This is a genomic window from Yoonia ponticola (assembly GCF_014199395.1).
Taxonomy (GTDB): Bacteria; Pseudomonadota; Alphaproteobacteria; order Rhodobacterales; family Rhodobacteraceae; genus Yoonia; species Yoonia ponticola.
In genome coordinates this window covers 439,130-456,967 of the sequence record NZ_JACIJM010000001.1, presented here as the reverse complement: position 1 = coordinate 456,967, position 17,838 = coordinate 439,130, and the positions used below count along the sequence as shown (strand labels likewise).

Annotated in this window: 16 protein-coding genes; 2 read left to right on the top strand and 14 right to left on the bottom strand. The window is 55.6% G+C overall.

From position 1 onward, the window contains the following. The first annotated feature begins 19 nt into the window (after nt 1-19). On the top strand, nt 20-1,420 hold the full coding sequence (locus tag FHS72_RS02285; protein WP_183524904.1) for a helix-turn-helix domain-containing protein: 1,401 nt from the start codon (nt 20-22) through the stop codon (nt 1,418-1,420). Here the strand turns inward: FHS72_RS02285 and betA are convergent. The 10 genes from betA to mgtE all read right to left on the bottom strand — a co-directional run bounded on the left by betA (nt 1,417) and on the right by mgtE (nt 13,256). After that, nucleotides 1,417-3,075 (bottom strand): choline dehydrogenase, encoded by a 1,659-nt coding sequence (gene betA / locus FHS72_RS02280; protein WP_183524902.1) that lies wholly within the window; start codon nt 3,073-3,075, stop codon nt 1,417-1,419. The genes FHS72_RS02285 and betA overlap by 4 nt on opposite strands. Further along, the gene (gene betB / locus FHS72_RS02275; RefSeq protein ID WP_183524889.1) at nt 3,075-4,526 is read right to left on the bottom strand and encodes a betaine-aldehyde dehydrogenase; all 1,452 of its coding nucleotides are present in this window, start codon (nt 4,524-4,526) and stop codon (nt 3,075-3,077) included. Before betB ends, betA begins: the two co-directional genes overlap by 1 nt. A 44-nt stretch (nt 4,527-4,570) precedes the next feature. Continuing rightward, a complete protein-coding gene (betC, locus tag FHS72_RS02270; protein WP_183524886.1) occupies nt 4,571-6,079 on the bottom strand; it encodes a choline-sulfatase in 1,509 nt (502 codons plus the stop codon). Continuing rightward, entirely contained in the window at nt 6,076-6,645 is a 570-nt protein-coding gene (gene betI, locus FHS72_RS02265) for a choline-binding transcriptional repressor BetI (RefSeq protein WP_183524883.1), read from the bottom strand. The genes betC and betI overlap by 4 nt, the downstream gene beginning before the upstream one ends. Nucleotides 6,646-6,752: 107 nt before the next feature. Beyond that, entirely contained in the window at nt 6,753-7,646 is an 894-nt protein-coding gene (locus tag FHS72_RS02260) for a DMT family transporter (RefSeq protein ID WP_246414419.1), read from the bottom strand. A 99-nt stretch (nt 7,647-7,745) separates the two neighbouring features. Next, complete coding sequence (locus FHS72_RS02255; RefSeq protein ID WP_183524881.1) at nt 7,746-8,495, bottom strand: YebC/PmpR family DNA-binding transcriptional regulator; 750 nt, start codon at nt 8,493-8,495, stop codon at nt 7,746-7,748. Between the two features lie 93 nt (nt 8,496-8,588). Then, nucleotides 8,589-10,370 (bottom strand): SLC13 family permease, encoded by a 1,782-nt coding sequence (locus FHS72_RS02250; RefSeq protein ID WP_183524878.1) that lies wholly within the window; start codon nt 10,368-10,370, stop codon nt 8,589-8,591. A gap of 57 nt (nt 10,371-10,427) precedes the next feature. Next, nucleotides 10,428-11,243: a TIGR00282 family metallophosphoesterase gene (locus FHS72_RS02245; protein ID WP_183524876.1), complete on the bottom strand. Its 816-nt coding sequence runs from the start codon at nt 11,241-11,243 to the stop codon at nt 10,428-10,430. Nucleotides 11,244-11,313: 70 nt separating this feature from the next. Next, nucleotides 11,314-11,883 (bottom strand): 5-formyltetrahydrofolate cyclo-ligase, encoded by a 570-nt coding sequence (locus FHS72_RS02240; RefSeq protein WP_343042634.1) that lies wholly within the window; start codon nt 11,881-11,883, stop codon nt 11,314-11,316. Continuing rightward, nucleotides 11,871-13,256 carry a magnesium transporter gene (gene mgtE, locus FHS72_RS02235; RefSeq protein WP_183524873.1) on the bottom strand — a complete coding sequence of 462 codons (1,386 nt, stop codon included), beginning with the start codon at nt 13,254-13,256 and terminating at the stop codon, nt 11,871-11,873. The genes FHS72_RS02240 and mgtE overlap by 13 nt, the downstream gene beginning before the upstream one ends. 99 nt (nt 13,257-13,355) lie before the next feature. Here mgtE and guaD point away from each other — a divergent pair, with 99 nt between their 5' ends. Next, the gene (gene guaD, locus FHS72_RS02230; RefSeq protein ID WP_183524870.1) at nt 13,356-14,645 is read left to right on the top strand and encodes a guanine deaminase; all 1,290 of its coding nucleotides are present in this window, start codon (nt 13,356-13,358) and stop codon (nt 14,643-14,645) included. Here guaD and FHS72_RS02225 read toward each other — a convergent pair. From FHS72_RS02225 to FHS72_RS02210, 4 genes are all read right to left on the bottom strand, one after another. Beyond that, nucleotides 14,642-15,133, bottom strand: a complete 492-nt coding sequence (locus FHS72_RS02225; protein WP_183524867.1) for a CAP domain-containing protein — start codon at nt 15,131-15,133, stop codon at nt 14,642-14,644. The genes guaD and FHS72_RS02225 overlap by 4 nt on opposite strands. A gap of 16 nt (nt 15,134-15,149) precedes the next feature. Then, nucleotides 15,150-16,490 carry an 8-oxoguanine deaminase gene (locus tag FHS72_RS02220; protein ID WP_183524865.1) on the bottom strand — a complete coding sequence of 447 codons (1,341 nt, stop codon included), beginning with the start codon at nt 16,488-16,490 and terminating at the stop codon, nt 15,150-15,152. Then, on the bottom strand, nt 16,483-17,295 hold the full coding sequence (locus FHS72_RS02215) for an inositol monophosphatase family protein (RefSeq protein ID WP_343042633.1): 813 nt from the start codon (nt 17,293-17,295) through the stop codon (nt 16,483-16,485). The genes FHS72_RS02220 and FHS72_RS02215 overlap by 8 nt, the downstream gene beginning before the upstream one ends. Nucleotides 17,296-17,359: 64 nt before the next feature. Beyond that, nucleotides 17,360-17,731 (bottom strand): helix-turn-helix domain-containing protein, encoded by a 372-nt coding sequence (locus tag FHS72_RS02210; RefSeq protein WP_183524863.1) that lies wholly within the window; start codon nt 17,729-17,731, stop codon nt 17,360-17,362. Between the last annotated feature and the right edge of the window lie 107 nt (nt 17,732-17,838).

Sequence of the window (17,838 nt, the reverse complement as noted above, 5' to 3'; positions counted from 1 at the left end):
AACTGCAAAGGTCGACATCATGGCGGTTCAGAAATTATATGCAGGCGCAAAGCTACGTGAATTGCGGGGCCGCGTCGCGCTGACGCAAAAGGCTTTTGCTGACAGATTGGGCGTGTCCCTGCCCTACCTGAACCAGATGGAAAACAACAATCGGCCCGTCAGCACGACCGTTGTTTTGGGTCTCGCGCAAGAATTCGGGTTCGACGTTACCGAGCTACAAGCAGGCGACGAAGCGCGGCTTGTGAGCGATATGAGAGAGGCGCTGGCTGATCCAGTCTTCACAGGGACCACGCCACCACTTGTAGATTTGCGACTTGCAGCCGCAAATGCGCCCGCGCTCGTTCGGGCGTTTTTAGACCTGCATACAGGCTATCGGCAGAGCCAAGAACGGCTGGCCTCGCTGGATGAAGCATTGGGTCGCGAAGACGCACGACCTACGCCGAGCCCATGGGAAGAGGTGCGCGATTTCTTTCACTATTGCGACAATTACATTGATCCTGTTGACCGCGCAGCAGAGCGTTTTGCGCGGGCAAAGCGTCCTGACATTTCACTGATTCAGGCAACAACCGACGCGCTGAATGCGGCCGGCGTTACAGTTAAAATTGCAGCCGTCGATGCTATAAGGTCTTATGATTCATCAACAAAAATCCTTACACTTTCCCAGTTTTCACCTACTGAAACACAGCGGTTTCAACTGTTGTTGCAGCTTGCCCTGCTGACACGCGGAGAATTGTTAGAAGCAACATTGGATCTTGCACGTTTTCAATCTGAAGCGGCGCGGAACATCGCGAAAGTTGGGTTAGCCAACTACTTTGCTGGGGCCGCACTGATGCCCTACACCGCCTTCCACGAAGCCGCCCAAAGCACCCGACATGATCTGGAAATACTGTCCGCACGGTTCGGCGCATCACTTGAACAAATCGCACATCGCTTGTCCACGCTGCAACGTACGGGCGCAAAGGGAATACCTTTCTTTTTTGTCCGCGTTGACCAAGCCGGCACAATCACAAAGCGGCACTCGGCAACGACATTGCAGTTCGCACGCTACGGCGGCGCCTGCCCGTTGTGGAACGTGCACCGTGCATTTGAAACACCGGGGCAATTCCTACGTCAACTGGCAGAAACGCCCGACGGCGCACGCTACTTTTGCCTGGCACGAGACGTCAGCAAATCGGGCGGTTCCTACACTGCGCCTGTCCGAAGATACGCAATCGGATTGGGCTGCGAAGTGAAACACGCGGGCGCCGTTGTCTACGCCGATCACATGAACACAAGCGCGCCGGAAGCCTATGAACCAATTGGTATTTCGTGCCGCATTTGCGAGCGAAAGAACTGTCACCAACGTGCTGTTCCGCCGCTTGAACGGCAATTGCGCGTCGATCCGAACTACCGTGGCATGCTGCCGTACCAAGTCGATTAACGCTGCTGCGTTTCCCACTGTGGATGGATCCAAGGCGCTTCGTTCAACGGGGCAAGCGGCTGTTTACCAAGCACAAAGTCTGCGATCTTTTCACCAACCATAATCGATGGCCCGTTGAGATTGCCGTTCGTGATCCGCGGAAAAATCGAGCTGTCAGCAACACGTAACCCGTCCACACCAATGACACGCCCTTCAGGATCAACAACCGCACTCGGGTCATCCACAGCCCCCATTTTACAGGTGCCACAGGGGTGATACGCGCTTTCCACGTGCTCTTTGATGAACGCATCCAGCGCTTCGTCGGTTTGCGCATCATCACCCGGTTGGATTTCTTTACCACGGTACGGCGCGAAGGCGTCCTGGCCAAAAATTTCGCGTGTCAGGCGAATACAATTGCGGAAATCGTCCCAATCCGAGGGATCAGACATGTAGTTGAACTGGATTTTCGGATTGTCCTGCGGATCGGCAGATCGCAACGTGACCTGACCGCGCGAAACAGAGCGCATCGGACCGACATGAGCCTGATAACCGTGCCCTTCAGCCGCGACTGTGCCGTCGTAACGCACTGCGATGGGCAGGAAATGATACTGAATGTCGGGGTATTTCACGCCAGCACGGGACCGAATGAACGCCGCGCTTTCGAATTGGTTCGACGTGCCGAGACCCGTTTTGCGGATCAGCCATTCCAGTCCGATCCGGCTTTTCCAAAGCAAGGTCCAATATTTGAATAATGAAACAGGACGGATCGCGGCCTGCTGGATGTAAAGTTCGAGGTGATCTTGCAGGTTTTGACCGACACCGGGACGGTCGGCGACGACGTCGATGCCATGTTCTGCGAGGTGCGCTGCTGGACCAATGCCCGACAACATCAACAGCTTTGGCGAGTTCAATGACGAGGCCGCGACGATGACTTCGATGTTGGCTTTGATCGTTTGCACTTGCCCTTTGATTTCGACCTCGACGCCGACGGCTTTAGCTTTTTCAATCACAATGCGGCGTGCAAAGGCGCGAACCAGCTTACAATTGTCTTTTTTCAATGCTGGGCGCAGATATGCGTTGGCGGCCGACCAGCGCCGCCCTTTCCAGATCGTCGCATCAAAAGGCCCAAAACCTTCTTGTTGCTCGCCATTGTAATCTCCGGTGACCTGATAGCCTGCCTGCTTGCCTGCTTCGACAAATGCCAGGGTTAACGGGTTTTTGCGTGGTCCGCGTGTGACGTGCAGCGGGCCGTCCTTGCCGCGCCATTCTGCGTCGCCGCCGTGCCCGCCAGAGTGCCAGTTTTCCATGCGTTTGAAGTAGGGCAAAACGTCAGCGTAGGACCAACCCTGCGCCCCGCTGTCCGCCCAGTGGTCGTAGTCCATCGCGTGGCCGCGCACGTAGATCATGCCATTGATTGATGACGATCCACCGATGACTTTTCCGCGCGGTGTAACCAGTTTGCGACCACCTAAATGTGGTTCAGGTTCGGTCTGTAAACCCCAGTCATACATAGGCATATTCATCGGATAGGACAGTGCGGCAGGCATCTGGATGAAGGGGCCGCCGTCCCACCCACCGTGCTCGATCACCAGCACATCTTTGCCCGCCTCGACCAAGCGGTAGGCCATAGCGCAGCCCGCGGACCCTGCCCCGATGATTACATAATCAGCCTGCATTAAAACGGTGCCTCGACATCGGTCATGGCGACGTAAACGCCCTTGAGTTGCGAATAATGTTCAATCGCGGCTTTTGAGTTTTCACGCCCAACACCGGACATTTTCATACCGCCAAACGGCGCTTCAACGGGTGCGAGATTATAGGTGTTGATGTAGCAAGTACCTGCTTCAAATCCTGCCGCCATGCGGTGCGCACGAGTCAAATCCGCGGTGAATACGCCCGCAGCGAGACCGAATTCGGTGTCGTTTGCACGTCGCATAACTTCTTCTTCGGTGTCGAAGTCGAGCACCGACATGACAGGACCAAAGATTTCTTCGCGGGCGATGGTCATATCGTCAGTCACATCAGAGAACACTGTCGGCTCGATGAAAAACCCCGCTTTATCAACACGTTTCCCACCGAAGCTAACATGCGCACCTTCGGAGATACCTTTGGCGATGTAGCCTTCAACGATGTCGCGCTGGTTTTTGGAAACCATCGGCCCAAAGTTGGTTTTCGGGTCTTGCGGGTCCCCCATGATGACGCCTTTCAGACGTTCAGACAGGCGTTTCAAAAACGCGTCCTTGATCCCTTTTTGCACAAAAACACGGGTGCCGTTCGAGCAGACCTGCCCGCTTGAGTAAAAATTCCCCAAGATCGCACCAGAAACCGCGTTCTCAAGATCAGCGTCGTCGAAGATCACCAAGGGAGATTTGCCGCCGAGTTCCATCGTGACGTGCTTCATACCCTCGGCCGCAGCGGCGTAGACTTTACGACCCGTCGGCACCGATCCAGTGAGCGATACTTTGTCCACGCGTGGGTCCGTCACAAGTGACGCACCGACAGCGCCAAGCCCTTGAACAACGTTGAAAGTACCCGCGGGTGCGCCTGCTTCGTTCAGAATTTCTGCGACCTTGAGCGCGGATAGCGGCGTCGTTTCAGACGGTTTGAAAACCATCGCGTTGCCGCAGGCCAAGGCGGGGGCTGCTTTCCAGCACGCGATTTGTGTGGGGTAATTCCACGCGCCTATGCCGACACAGACGCCAAGCGCCTCGCGACGGGAATAGACGAAATCAGCGCCAAGTTGAATATGCTCGCCCGTCAAGCTGCCTGCAAGTCCGCCGAAATATTCGAGTGCATCGGCACCAGATGTTGCATCTGCGACGGATGTTTCCTGATAGGGTTTGCCGGTATCAAAGGTTTCTAACACGGATAGGTCGTGGTTCCGCTCGCGCATGATATCAGCGGCACGGCGCAACACGCGCCCACGTTCTGTGCCCGTCAGCGCTGCCCAGTCTGTTTGCGCACGTCGCGCTGCGTCTAAAGCACGGTTAATGATCGCGGGGGTTGCTGCGTGTAGTCGCGCGATGACTTCGCCTGTGGCCGGATAGAGTACATCGAATGCATCACCTGCGGTGTCGTCGATGTATTGACCGTCAATGAAATGACTGGCTGTGGGTTGTTGGTGCATATGTCGGTGCCTCCGGCGGGAGTTGTTGTGGCGAAATGAAGGGGTTACTCGCCCCGAGGAAAGCGTTGATTTTCCTCGATAACGTTGAGATCCATGTGATTGCGCATGTAGCGTTCGGACGCTTTTTGCAGCGGTTGGAAATCCCACGGGAAGTAGGCCCCGTTGCGTAAAGATTCGTAGACGACCCAGCGTCCAGCTTGGGAATGACGCACGTCCGCATCGAACTTTTCGAGGTCCCAACGCGCCAGTGCTTTGGCTTTGATCGTGGTTAATGTGCCTTGGTGCGCCGGGTGGTCCGCGAGGTTTGTTAACTCGTGCGGATCGTTGTCCATGTCGAACAGTTGATCAGGGTCGAGGCTGCACATGTTGAATTTCCACTTGCCGTAGCGCAGGGAAACGACGGGCGCATAGGACGCTTCGGCGGCATATTCCATCGCGACGGGCGTATCGCGACTGCCACCTTGGCCAAGCGGCACGATGCTCTCGCCTTGCGTCCATGGCATGAGTTCTGACATATCGACGTTCGCGAGATCGCAAAGCGTCGGACAAACGTCGATATTCGATACCGGCGTTGTGACGAGGCCCGGCGCCATATCCGGCGAGCAAATCATCATCGGGACACGCGCGGAGCCGTCGTAGAACGACATTTTGAACCACAAACCGCGTTCGCCCAGCATATCACCGTGATCGGACACGAACAGGATCGTCGCCTCTTGGCGGGTATCTTCTAGCGTTTGCAGCAGTTCGCCGACCTTGTCATCGAGATAGGAAATATTCGCGAAATAGGCGCGTCTTGCCCGTTTGATCATGTCTTCGGTGATATTGAAGTTATCGCGATCATTGGCGTCGAGTATGCGTTGCGAATGCGCGTCTTGCTCATCGTAGGGGATTGGCCCGATGTCGGGCATCAGATGGTCACAGTCGTCGTAGAGGTCCCAATATTTTTTGCGGGCGACATAGGGGTCGTGCGGATGCGTGAAACTGACGGTCAGGCACCAAGGGCGGTCGTCGTGGCCGCGCGACAGATCGTAGAGCTTGCGGGTCGCGTGATAGGCAACTTCGTCGTCGTATTCCATTTGGTTGGTGATTTCAGCGACACCTGCGCCCGTCACGGAGCCCATGTTATGATACCACCAATCGATGCGTTCACCGGGCTTGCGGTAGTCTGGGGTCCAGCCGAAATCTGGCGGGTAAATGTCCGTCGTTAGGCGCTCTTCGAAACCGTGCAATTGGTCTGGTCCGACGAAATGCATCTTGCCGGACAGGCAGGTTTGGTAGCCAGCGCGGCGCAAATGGTGGGCGTATGTCGGTAGGCTAGACGCGAATTCTGCTGCATTGTCAAAGACACCGGTACGCGACGGCAGTTGCCCGGTCATGAAGGATGCACGACCTGGGGCGCATAGTGGCGATGCGGTGTAGCATTGCTGGAAACGGGTTGAACGTGCTGCGAGCTTCTTGAGATTTGGTGCATGAAGCCAATCGGCAGGACCGTCAGGGAACAGTGTTCCGTTTAGCTGATCGACCATGATAATCAGGATATTTGGCTTTGTCATGCTGCACCCTTGGTCAGTGACGACAGCAATGCAAAGGCCTGCCCTTCGGGGTTCGCATCGGGCGCAGTCAGGGCTGCGCGGATATAGAGGCCATCAATCAACGCGGCGAGCATATCGGCTGCGGATTGCGGGTTGTCACAGAGCGGGCGCAAGGCGCTGGTCAGGTTTGACCGCAACCGACGCTGGTAAATCCGCAGAAGGTGCAATGCTTCGGGGTTGGTTTGTGCCTGAACGTAGAAGGTCATCCACGCGCTGACCGTCGCGGGTGCAAAGCAGGATTGCGCAAAGCTGGCACGGATGATTGCACGCGCACGGTCGCCGGGATTCGTTGCACGAGACAATTCGATACGCACTTCGGCACCGTATTCGGTCAGGATATGACGCATGGCCGCGAGGAAAATCTGATCTTTGCCGCCGAAATAATGATGAGCCAAAGCCGATGACATGCCTGCACGCTTAGCAATTTGGCTAACTGTTACATCGAGCGTCCCTGCCGCCCCAATCTCAGCGATTGTCGCTTCGACCAATGCAGCGCGTCGGATTGGTTCCATTCCTATTTTCGGCATAAGCATCTCCCTTGCGCCTGCCTTCGCATATTTTTTATTGACCAGTCAATCAACAAAAAACCAAAGCGTCGTTTTGGAAGAGCCGTTAAACGGTTTTTCTGGGGTTTTTAGAGCTTTGTCGCGCCCATCGGCGGCGTCACTGAACGACGCGCAACGGCTTCTCGCCATGTGATAAAACTGACAGATGCCATGATCACCAGACCGCCGATCACGACCCATCCGTCGATTGGCTCGGAGAATACAAAATAACCCAGCAGAACGGCCCAGACCAATTGCAGGAACGTCACAGGTTGCGTCACGGTCAGCGGTGCGGCAGCAAAGGCCAGCGTCATCGCGTAGTGCCCTGCTGTGGCAAAACACGCGACCAAGAATAGCCAGCCAAGCTGTTCAAGCGTCGGCGTCACCCAGACGGCGTAGGCAAATGGGGCCAGCCCGATGGTCACAGTCAAGGACAACATGCCGACGATCACGACGGGGGAAACTTCGCCGGACAATTGCTTTGCGATCAGGTAGCCTGCTGCGAACATCACGGCAGTGCCGAGCATCGCGATATGACCCGGCTCGATCACTTTGATACCAGGCCGCAGGATGATGAAAGCGCCAATCAATGCGACGACGACAGCGGCGATGCGCCTTGGTGGTAGCTTTTCCTTAAGGAACACTGCAGCGCCGATTGTGACATAAACGGGCGACAGATAATTCATTGCCGTGACTTCAGCGATGGGAATGCGTGCCATCGCGAAAAACCACAGGATAACGGCCAGCGTATGCACGACACCGCGCCACGCGAAAAGCTTGATCTGGCGACGGGTGAGGTGCGCTGACAAGATCGGGCGGATCATTGGCAGCAGAAAAATCAAGCCTAGCACATACCGCAGGAACGCGCCCTGCGCTGCGGGCATGGCTGATCCGATGTGTTTCACAATGGCGGTCACGGCTACAAAATTAAGGCCGGTGACGACCATCCAAAATATGGCGTTTGCTGGTCTTGCGTTGGTCATGTTGAAGCGGTGACAGGTCGTCTAAGAAATAACAAGAGCGCGTTAATGCTGGCGCGCTCTTGAATTAACTATCAGTTGGGATTGGCTTTCAGCCCTGCTTTAGCTCTCGGCGAAAGCGGCCATAACTTCGTCGGTCGCCTCGAAGTTAGTTGTGACCGATTGCACGTCGTCATCGTCTTCGAGCGCGTCAACAAGCTTCATCAGTTTGATCAAGCTTTCCAAATCCAGATCAGTCTGGATATTCGGTTTCCAGATCAATTTCGAACTTTCGCTTTCGCCCAATTCGGCTTCGAGCGCATTCGAGACTTCGTGCAAATCGGTATCGCCCGTGTAGATGACGTGGCCGTCTTCATCGCTTTCGACGTCTTCTGCACCGGCTTCGAGTGCTGCCATCATAACGGTGTCAGCGTCGCCAACAGCAGCCGGATAGGACACCATGCCTTTGCGGTCGAACATGAAGCCAACAGAGCCAGTTTCGCCCAAGTTTCCGCCGTTTTTCGTGAACGTCGAGCGCACAGTCGACGCGGTGCGGTTGCGGTTGTCGGTCATCGCCTCGACGATCACAGCGACCCCGTTCGGGCCGTACCCTTCGTAGCGGATTTCGTCGTAGTTTTCGGCGTCGCCGCCAGTCGCCTTGTTGATCGCACGATCAATCACGTCTTTTGGCACGGACACCGATTTTGCCTCTTTCACGGCCATCCGCAGACGCGGGTTTTTGTCCGGATCAGGGTCGCCCATTTTGGCGGCCACAGTGATTTCTTTACTCATCTTCGAAAACACCTTGGCCCGGATTTTATCCTGACGCCCTTTGCGGTGCTGAATATTCGCCCATTTTGAGTGGCCTGCCATGGGAAATCCCCTTTGTCTTAGGTGTCGGCTGAATGCAATAAATCTGCGTCTCTATACGGCATCGTTGCGGGGCGTTGCAATGTCGATTGGCTGTTAAAGCGGCCAAATGAACGGAATGACGAACGAAACGATTGGCGCAAGCGACAGGTTCAACGGCACTCCAAACTTTAGGAAATCGCTGAATTTGTAGCCGCCGGGTCCATAAACGAGCGTGTTTGTCTGATACCCGATTGGCGTCGCGAAACTGGCAGACGCCGCGATCATGACGGCCACGACCAGCGGGCGCGGATCGACGCCCAACGCAGAGCCCAAGCCGATTGCAATCGGCGTCATGACGACGGCAACCGCATTGTTGCTGACCAATTCGGTCAGAATGCTGGACAGCAAGTAGACCGAGAGCACCACAAAAAATGGTGGCAATGTCAGCATGACAGGCGACAAGGTATCCGCGACAAGCGCTACGGCGCCGGACGATTGCAAAGCCGCACCAACGCCAAGCATCGCGAAAATCAACGCCAAGAGACGGCCATCGATGTAGGAAAATGCCTCGTCAGCGTCGATGCAGCCCGTCATGAGCACGACCGTGACGCCCAGTATTGCGAGCAACAAGATCGGCGCGACATTCAATGCCGCAAGCACAACAACGCCAAGAAGTACCGCCATCGCGATCCAAGATTTCTCGCGGCGGTACGCCCGTGCGGATGGTTTTGAGACATCGCCAAGGTTCATGTCGTCAGACAGACGTTGAATGTCTTCTGGCGACCCTTCGAGCAGCAGAGTGTCCCCAACTTTGACAACAATTTCATCTATTTGGCGGTTAATATTCGCGTCACGGCGATGCACCGCGAGGGTATAAACCGCATAGCGACGCCGCAGTCGCAACGACGCTAAGGTACGCCCAATCATGCGACAGTTCGGTGTGATCAGAACTTCGACGGTTGTGGTTTCGACGGCAGAAATCTGATCGACGCGCCGCAGGTCTTTGGTCGCCTGCAATGACAGTAATTCCGACATCGCCGTCCGCAGAACCACGCGGTCCCCGACCTGCAACTCTACCGCATCCATATTGCGCCGTAGCGATGCGTCACCGCGCACGATATCGATCAAGCGCACACCGTCGCGCTGGAATAATTTCACGTCGGTCGCCTGACGACCGATCAAGTTGCTGTCCGGCGGGATCACTGCCTCGGAAAAGAACCGCATTTTCGATCTGTCCGATAGCATTTGCCCCATGGATGCGCGGTCGGGCAACAACCTTGGTCCCGCAAAATAAAGGTACATGAACGTCCACGCCACCACGACAAGGCCGATAGGTGTGATCTCCAGAATGCTGAATGGCGCCATACCAGAGGACCGCGCCACACCGTCGACCAGCAGGTTTGTCGATGTCCCAAGCAGCGTCATCGTACCGCCAACAATCGCGGCATAGCTTAGCGGGATCAACAACTTAGACGCCGATGTCCCTAATGTACGCGCAAGCTGAATAAAGACGGGGATCATGACGACGACTAGCGGCGTGTTGTTCATAATCGCGCTCGCGAACGCAACAAAGATCAACGATCCGCCGATGGCACGTGCGGGATTGATCTTGGCTTGTCGTTCGGCGATTTCCGTCAGGGCATTCAACGCACCCGTGCGCACCAACGCGCCTACGATGATAAACATCGCAGCGATGGTCCAAGGAGCCGGATTTGATAGCGCCGCGACCGCCTCTGAGTAGGGCAATACGCCGGCAATCAGCAGGATCGAAACCCCGATCATCGCCACAACTTCGGTAGGGTAGATTTCCTTGAGGAACATACCAAACATTCCGACAACAACCGCAAGCGTCAACAGTGCCGCTTGCGTGTCGGAGAAAAAAGAAAAATCGTTCATTCGTTTGCCCTATAGCCGCATGTTACTGTTGCGCTTTGTGGGCTGGCTTGCAAGCGGTCAGAGTGGTCCAGCTTGCGTAAGTCTGCCACCCTGACGCACCATCTCGATACGCACAGCCTTGCCAGTGAGATCATCGGTTTCAACATAAAACCCGCTCAACGTGGCCTCGCCAGCAGCGGGGGTAAATCGCGCTTTGGGCATTCCAGTGATGAAACGGCGCAGAGGTTCTTCTTTTTCCATGCCAATGACGGAATTATAGTCACCGCACATGCCCGCGTCCGACAGATACGCCGTGCCGCGCGGCAGGATCATCGCGTCGCTGGTTGGGACATGCGTGTGTGTACCGACGACAATACTGGCTCGACCGTCGCAGAAATGTCCGGTGGCCATTTTCTCTGACGTTGCTTCACAGTGGATATCAACAAGGCTGGCTTGCACCTGCCCGCCGATGGGATATTGCCGCAAGACCGCATCAAGTGCGGAGAATGGATCGTCGAAGGGTCGCTTCATGAATACTTGACCCAAGACTTGCGTGACCAGAACCTTGCGTCCGCGCGTTGCCTCGAACACGCGCGCACCGATGCCCGGTGCGTTCTTCGAAAAGTTCAAAGGCCGGATCATGCGTGGTTCTTTGTCGATATAGGTAAGCATGTCTTTTTGATCGAAGGCATGATCGCCCAAGGTCACAACATCAGCACCCGCTGCAAAGATCAGGTCCGCATGTAGTCCGGACAGGCCCATGCCTGAGGTTGCATTTTCGCCATTCACAACAACAAAATCCAGCGCCCATTCGGTGCGCAGACGTGGTAAATGTTCGGTGATGGCCGCACGGCCCGCGCGTCCCATGACGTCGCCAAGAAAGAGTATTTTCATAACACGTCCTTATGGGGCGGGGATCGAATTTTCTAGAAAATTCGTAAGATTTTTCGCGAAAAATCGGAGCCTAGGGCGCAGGTTGGATAACGCCGTATTCGGTGACGATCAAATCAAGTGGTTGATCCGTTGGTTCTAACGGTAACTCTTCCGCCTCTTGATCCGAATAGGCAAAGCCAATGGCAAGCGTGGGGCGAATAGCCCTAAGTTGCTCAAGCGTGCGGTCATAGAACCCGCCGCCATAGCCTAAACGCCCGCCTTTACGGTCAAACGCAACCAGCGGCACGATCACGATTTCTGGCGTCATCCATGCGCCCGTTTCAGGGATATTCGCCCCGAATTCACCAGACACCATGACGCTATCAGGCGCCCACTGCCGGAACTTAAGCGGCTGCCCAGCGCCGATAATCACAGGTACGCCGACCTCCCCATGCGCCGCAGATTCGGCCATCGCAGCGGCTGGATCGATTTCGGATCGCATCGCCATATAACCAGCGACTGAAACGCCGCGATATCCTGCCAGAACTTCGGATAAATAGCCCGCTGTCCCCTGCCCGCGTTCGTGCGCTTGCTTGCGCCGTGCGAATGCGGCTTTGCGTGCCGCAGTCTTAATCGCGGTCAAATCCACTACAGTAACCACGCCGCGGCCAAGCCGAGAAACGCAAAGAAACCAACCACGTCGGTGACGGTCGTCACGAACGCCCCAGACGCCAATGCCGGATCAACCCCGATTTTTTCAAGCACAACAGGCACCATCGTTCCGGCAAGCCCAGCAACCACAAGGTTAATGACCATCGCAACAGCAATCACGACGCCCAGCATCGGTTGGCCGAACCAGACCGCACCGATCAAGCCCATGACGACCGCAAATATCGCACCATTGATCAAGCCAACAAGCGCCTCGCGTCGGATGACGCGCCACACGTTAGAGCTGGTCAAATCGCGGGTCGCAAGCGCACGCACAGCAACCGTCAACGACTGCGTGCCTGCGTTCCCGCCCATCGAGGCCACAATTGGCATCAACACAGCGAGGGCGACCAACTCTGTGATCGTGCTCTCGAACATTGAGATCACCAGCGACGCGCAGATCGCAGTCACTAGGTTGACCGCGAGCCACGGGAACCGCTGCCGCGTGGTATCTACGACCTTGTCAGATAGGCTGCCTTCGCCAACCCCGGCAAGACGCATCAAGTCTTCTTCGGCTTCTTCTTCGATAAACGCCATTGCGTCATCGATTGTAATTACACCCACGATCCGGTCATCGTCGTCAACGACTGGTGCGGTGATCATGTGATAGTGGTTAATCGCGTTCGCGACCTCTTCAACGTCTTGGTTCACGTTAAAGGTGCGAAAGCTGTCTTCGCTAATATCATTCAGCGGCACATCGCGGCGTGTAGACAAAATGCGCCCGAGCGTCACGTACCCAACTGCTTTCATGCGCGGATCTACGAGGATCAGATGATAAAACTGGTCAGGCAACGTGTTATCGTCAGACCGCAAGAAATCTATCGCCTCGCCAACGGTCCAGTGCTGCGGCGCACGGACCAATTCGACCTGCATATGCCGACCAGCGGATTCTTCTGGATAGGCCAACGCCTTTTCAACGGCGACACGGTCCGAAGCGTCCAGCGCATCGAGAACAGCTTCTTGCTGCTCGGACCCCAGATCTTCGACCAGATTGACTACGTCATCACTGTCGAGTTCGCGCACAGCGTCGACCAATTCGGACGGCGCGAGGCTGTTAATGACCTCTTCGCGCAGGTTTTCGTCAAGTTCAGATAGAACTTCGCCGTCAAGTCCGCCTTTCCAAAGCGAAAGCAGCTCTTTCCGGCTACGCCCATCAATCACTTCGAGAAGATGGGCGATGTCAGCGGGGTGAACCGCGTCGAACATTGTACTTAGCGCTACCGAATCGCCGTTCTCGACGGCCTCAAGCACCTCATCAACAAAACGGTCGTTGATGCCGAATGCTTCGTCTTCAGCGTCGAGAGAAATCTGGTTGGAGTCTGTCATGCCCACCTCCTGCAATTCGCAGTAACATAGTGGAATGCAACTTGTTCACAATGGGTTTCACGGATTTACGTAGCTGGAATTCGCACGTAAGTCTGTCACATGGAACAACATCTTCTTCTCGGTCAAACGCTTCATTTTTCTGGTAATCCTTTGCTTTCGGATTGGCAGGACGTGACGCATCACAATAGTCGCGGCGCTGTGCTTATCGAAGGGTCGCGCATTCTGGCAGTGGATGACGCCGACGCGCTAAAGCGCGCGCATCTGCAAGCCAAAATCGTCGATTATGGCGATGGGCTGATCCATGCGGGCTTTGTCGACGCGCATATGCATTACCCGCAAACGCGTATGATTGCGAGTTGGGGCAAGCAACTGATTGACTGGCTGAACACCTATACATTCCCCGAAGAATCCAAGTTCGGTGACCGCGCTTATGCCGATGCCGTCGCCGCCGATACGCTTGATCTGGCATTGGCGCATGGCACAACCACGCTGACCAGCTTTTGCACCATCCATCCCGAAAGCGTTGATGCGTTTTTCACAGCCGCCGCCCAGCGCAATATGGCCGTCGTCGCGGGCAAGACCTGTATGGATCGGAATGCGCCAGATACGTTGGTGGATACGGCCCAGACGGCCTATGATGATAGCAAAGCGTTGCTCGAAAAATGGCACGGTAACGGGCGTGCGGCCTATGCGATTACACCGCGATTCTCGCCGACATCCACGCAGAATCAACTTAGCGCGTTGGGGGCTTTGTGGGCTGAAAATCCAGATTGCTTGATGCAAACGCACCTCAGTGAACAGCATCCCGAAATTGCATGGGTAAAGGATTTGTATCCGACGTCTCGCGATTACTTGGACACCTACGAAGCGCATGGTTTATTGGGGGCTAAGGGCCTGTATGGTCATGCGATCCACCTTGAACCGCGCGAGATTTCGCGGCTAGCAGAGGTGGGTGCTGCCGTCGTTCACTGCCCGACCTCGAACACGTTTATTGGATCAGGTATGTGTGATGTTCTTGGCCTTGCGCGTGCTGGTGTTGCGATGGGTTTAGCGACGGATACCGGTGGCGGATCGTCGTTTTCGATGTTGCGCACGATGGCCGCCGCCTACGAGATCGGCCAACTGCGCGGTGACGTTTTACATGCGGCGCAATTGATGTGGCTGGCGACTGAAGGGTCAGCAGCCACTTTGCATCAGCAGGGCCAAATTGGCCATCTTGGCGCAGGGGCAATGGCGGATATCACCGTGCTAGACCTCGCAGCGACCCCCGCGATAGCACAGCGCACCCGATCCGCAGAAAGCTTTTGGGATCAGCTGTTCCCGACCATCATGATGGGTGATGACCGCGCAATTAAAGATGTTTGGGTTGCAGGTCAGCGCGTCGCTTAACACGACAACGCAAAAACGATGGTCCAATAATCTTCTACGCGGCCAATGCCGTAGCTCGCGTAGTCGCTTTTAAGCATATTGCGGCGGTGGCCAGACGACGTCATCCAAGCCGCGATCACTTCTTCCACGCTGCCCTGCCCTTTTGCGATATTCTCGCCAATGCCGCATCGCGTGATGCCCGCACGACGCACACGTGCTTGGGCACGCTGCCCATTGCGATCCTCATGCGCGATGTATCCGTGGGCTAGCATGTCCGCGCTGTGTGATTGTGCAACGGCATCCAAGCGAGAATTCGACTGCAACGGTGCTAGGCCTTTTTCACGGCGCAAGGCTGCAAACTGGCTGTCAAATTTTTGAATTGCAGGCGAGGTTGCGGGCAACGGTGCCTCGCTTGGCCGGAATGATTCTGACGATACAGTCACAGGAATTGGGACTACGATGCAGCCCATCAAAGAGGCGCAAAGCCCCACCATCATCAAAATGCGCATTATTCGGCCTTGTAAGTCAGAGTTCCGCTAGCTTCCGCGCTAACTTATTCTGTTTTACGATGGCTTCATTAAGGCAAAATGAAACTATTCTCGCGCCGGCGACGATTTGCCTACCTTCGACGAATAAATCGCGTACTTTCGCTGGTCCGGCCAATACGAGCGCTGCTGGGTCCCAACTACCCGCGCTTTCCACGCCAGTTGCGTCCCAAATTGCGATATCGGCGCGTTTTCCGATTGCGATTTGACCGCAATCGTCGCGGCCAAGCACCTGCGCCCCACCGCGAGTCGCGATCTCAAGCGCTTCACGTGCGCTCATCGCGTCGGCCCCGTTTGCCACCCGTTGTAGAAGCATCGTCTGGCGCGCTTCGGACATCACGTTGCCGACGTCATTGCTGGCAGAGCCGTCAACGCCCAACCCGACACGCACGCCCGCATCGCGCATCGCACGGACAGGCGAAATACCAGAGCCAAGGCGACAATTCGAACAGGGGCAATGAGCGACGCCCGTTCTACTTTTCGCAAATAGATCAATCTCTTGCACGTCCAACTTCACGCAATGCGCATGCCATACGTCATCGCCAGTCCAACCGAGGCCTTCAGCGTATTGACCGGGGCGGCAGCCAAATTGAGCCAGAGAATAAGCAACGTCTTCGTCGTTTTCCGCCAGATGCGTATGCATCATAACACCTTTGTCTCGCGCAAGAATTGCGGCGTCGCGCATCAACTCACGACTGACCGAGAACGGCGAACACGGTGCAACGCCGACACGGACCATGGCACCAGGCTGTGCGTCGTGAAATGTGTCGATGACGCGGATACTATCGTTAAGAATCGCGGCCTCATCTTCGACCAAGCGGTCAGGCGGCAAGCCACCCGCACTTTCCCCGATGCTCATTGCGCCACGAGTCGGATGAAAACGCATCCCTACCTCTTGGGCCGCCGCTATGGTGTCGTCTAAACGCGACCCATTGGGATACAGGTACAAGTGATCAGAGGTCATCGTACAGCCGGACAGCGCCAGTTCGGCGAGACCAATCTGCGCCGAGATGAACATTTCTTCAGGCCCGAATTTCGACCAAATCGGGTAGAGCGTCTTTAGCCAACCGAACAGCAACGCATCCTGCCCGCCCGGCACTGCCCGCGTTAAAGTCTGGTAAAGATGGTGATGCGTGTTCACGAGGCCGGGCGTCACGACGCAGCCATTGGCATGCAAAATTGTGGCACCGTCGGCGATCAGATCTGGACCAATTGCAGCGATCACACCACCAGATATCAGAATGTCGCAATCCGACAGTTCAGAGCGCGCATCATCCATCGTGAGGACAATCTGCGCCTGTTTAATTAGGGTATCAGTCATTGATACTGTCTTGCAAAATCGCCAATGCGGCCGCGTGAATTTCCGCGTTTGCGGCGGCAACGATGCGCCCGCCGTGGTGCGCGGCACCGCCCTGCCAGTTGGAAACGATACCACCCGCCGCTTTGATTACCGCAATCGGCGCGTGGATGTCGTAGGGCTTTAGCCCTGCCTCGATCACCAAATCGACCTGCCCCGATGCGAGCAAAGCGTAGCCGTAGCAATCCATGCCATAACGGGTCAATTGAACCTGCTCGGCGACTTTGTGAAACGCCTGCCCTTCGGTCAAGCTGCCGACTTCAGGGAATGTGGTTAACAATCGCGCCTCACCAATGGGCATCGCCGTTCTGGTCACCAACGGCTTTTCACCAAGCGGGCCAGTCATAAATGCACGGCCGAAACCGCCGACAAAACGTTCATTGATATAGGGCTGGTCAATTAGGCCCATTAAGGGCCCAGATTGATCCGCAACAGAAATCAGGATGCCCCAAGTCGGCGTACCGCTGACATATCCGCGCGTGCCGTCAATCGGATCAAGAACCCACGTCAGGCCGGATGTGCCAGATGTGGTTCCGAATTCTTCACCCAGAATACCGTCGTCGGGGCGTTCGCGTGCGAGAATTGCGCGCATGACCTTTTCCGCAGCTTTGTCAGCCACGGTGACAGGATCATATCCAGACGCGTCTTTATTATCAGTGCTGAGATTGGCTTGCCGGAAGTATTTCAACGTCTCGGGGCGGGCCGCATCGGCGAGCAGATGAGCCACGCGCAAAAGTTCATCTTGGGTCTGAATATCAAGCTGTTGCACGTGTTTCCTCCTGACGCGATCTCGCAAGCGGTAGCCTGCCAGAGCGCGTCAGGTCAAGAATCGTTTAAGCAGCTTCGCTGAGGACACGCGCAAGGTCGAACAAACGACGGCGCTGATTCTCAGGAATTGCATAGTAAGAACGCAGCAATTCGAGTGCTTCTTTGTCTGTCAGAATATCTGACGGCATATCGGCTGTCAGTTCTGCATTGTTCGTCGCGGCCTCGATACCTTCGAAAAAGAAGGACACAGGCACACCCAAGACGTTCGCGATATCCCAAAGGCGCGACGCACTTACGCGGTTCATTCCGGTTTCGTACTTTTGAATCTGTTGAAATTTAATACCAACTTTTTCAGCCAGTTGTTGTTGTGTCGTTCCATTCATCCACCGGCGGTGGCGAATACGTTTCCCGACATGTACGTCTACTGGATGGCTCATCTTAATATTCCTAACTGTCACGTCTTACGCGCTAAAATACGCTACGACTAAATTGTTATATCTCGGCAATCCTGTCCCGGATCGCCGCGTACTTGAGTGCAATCACC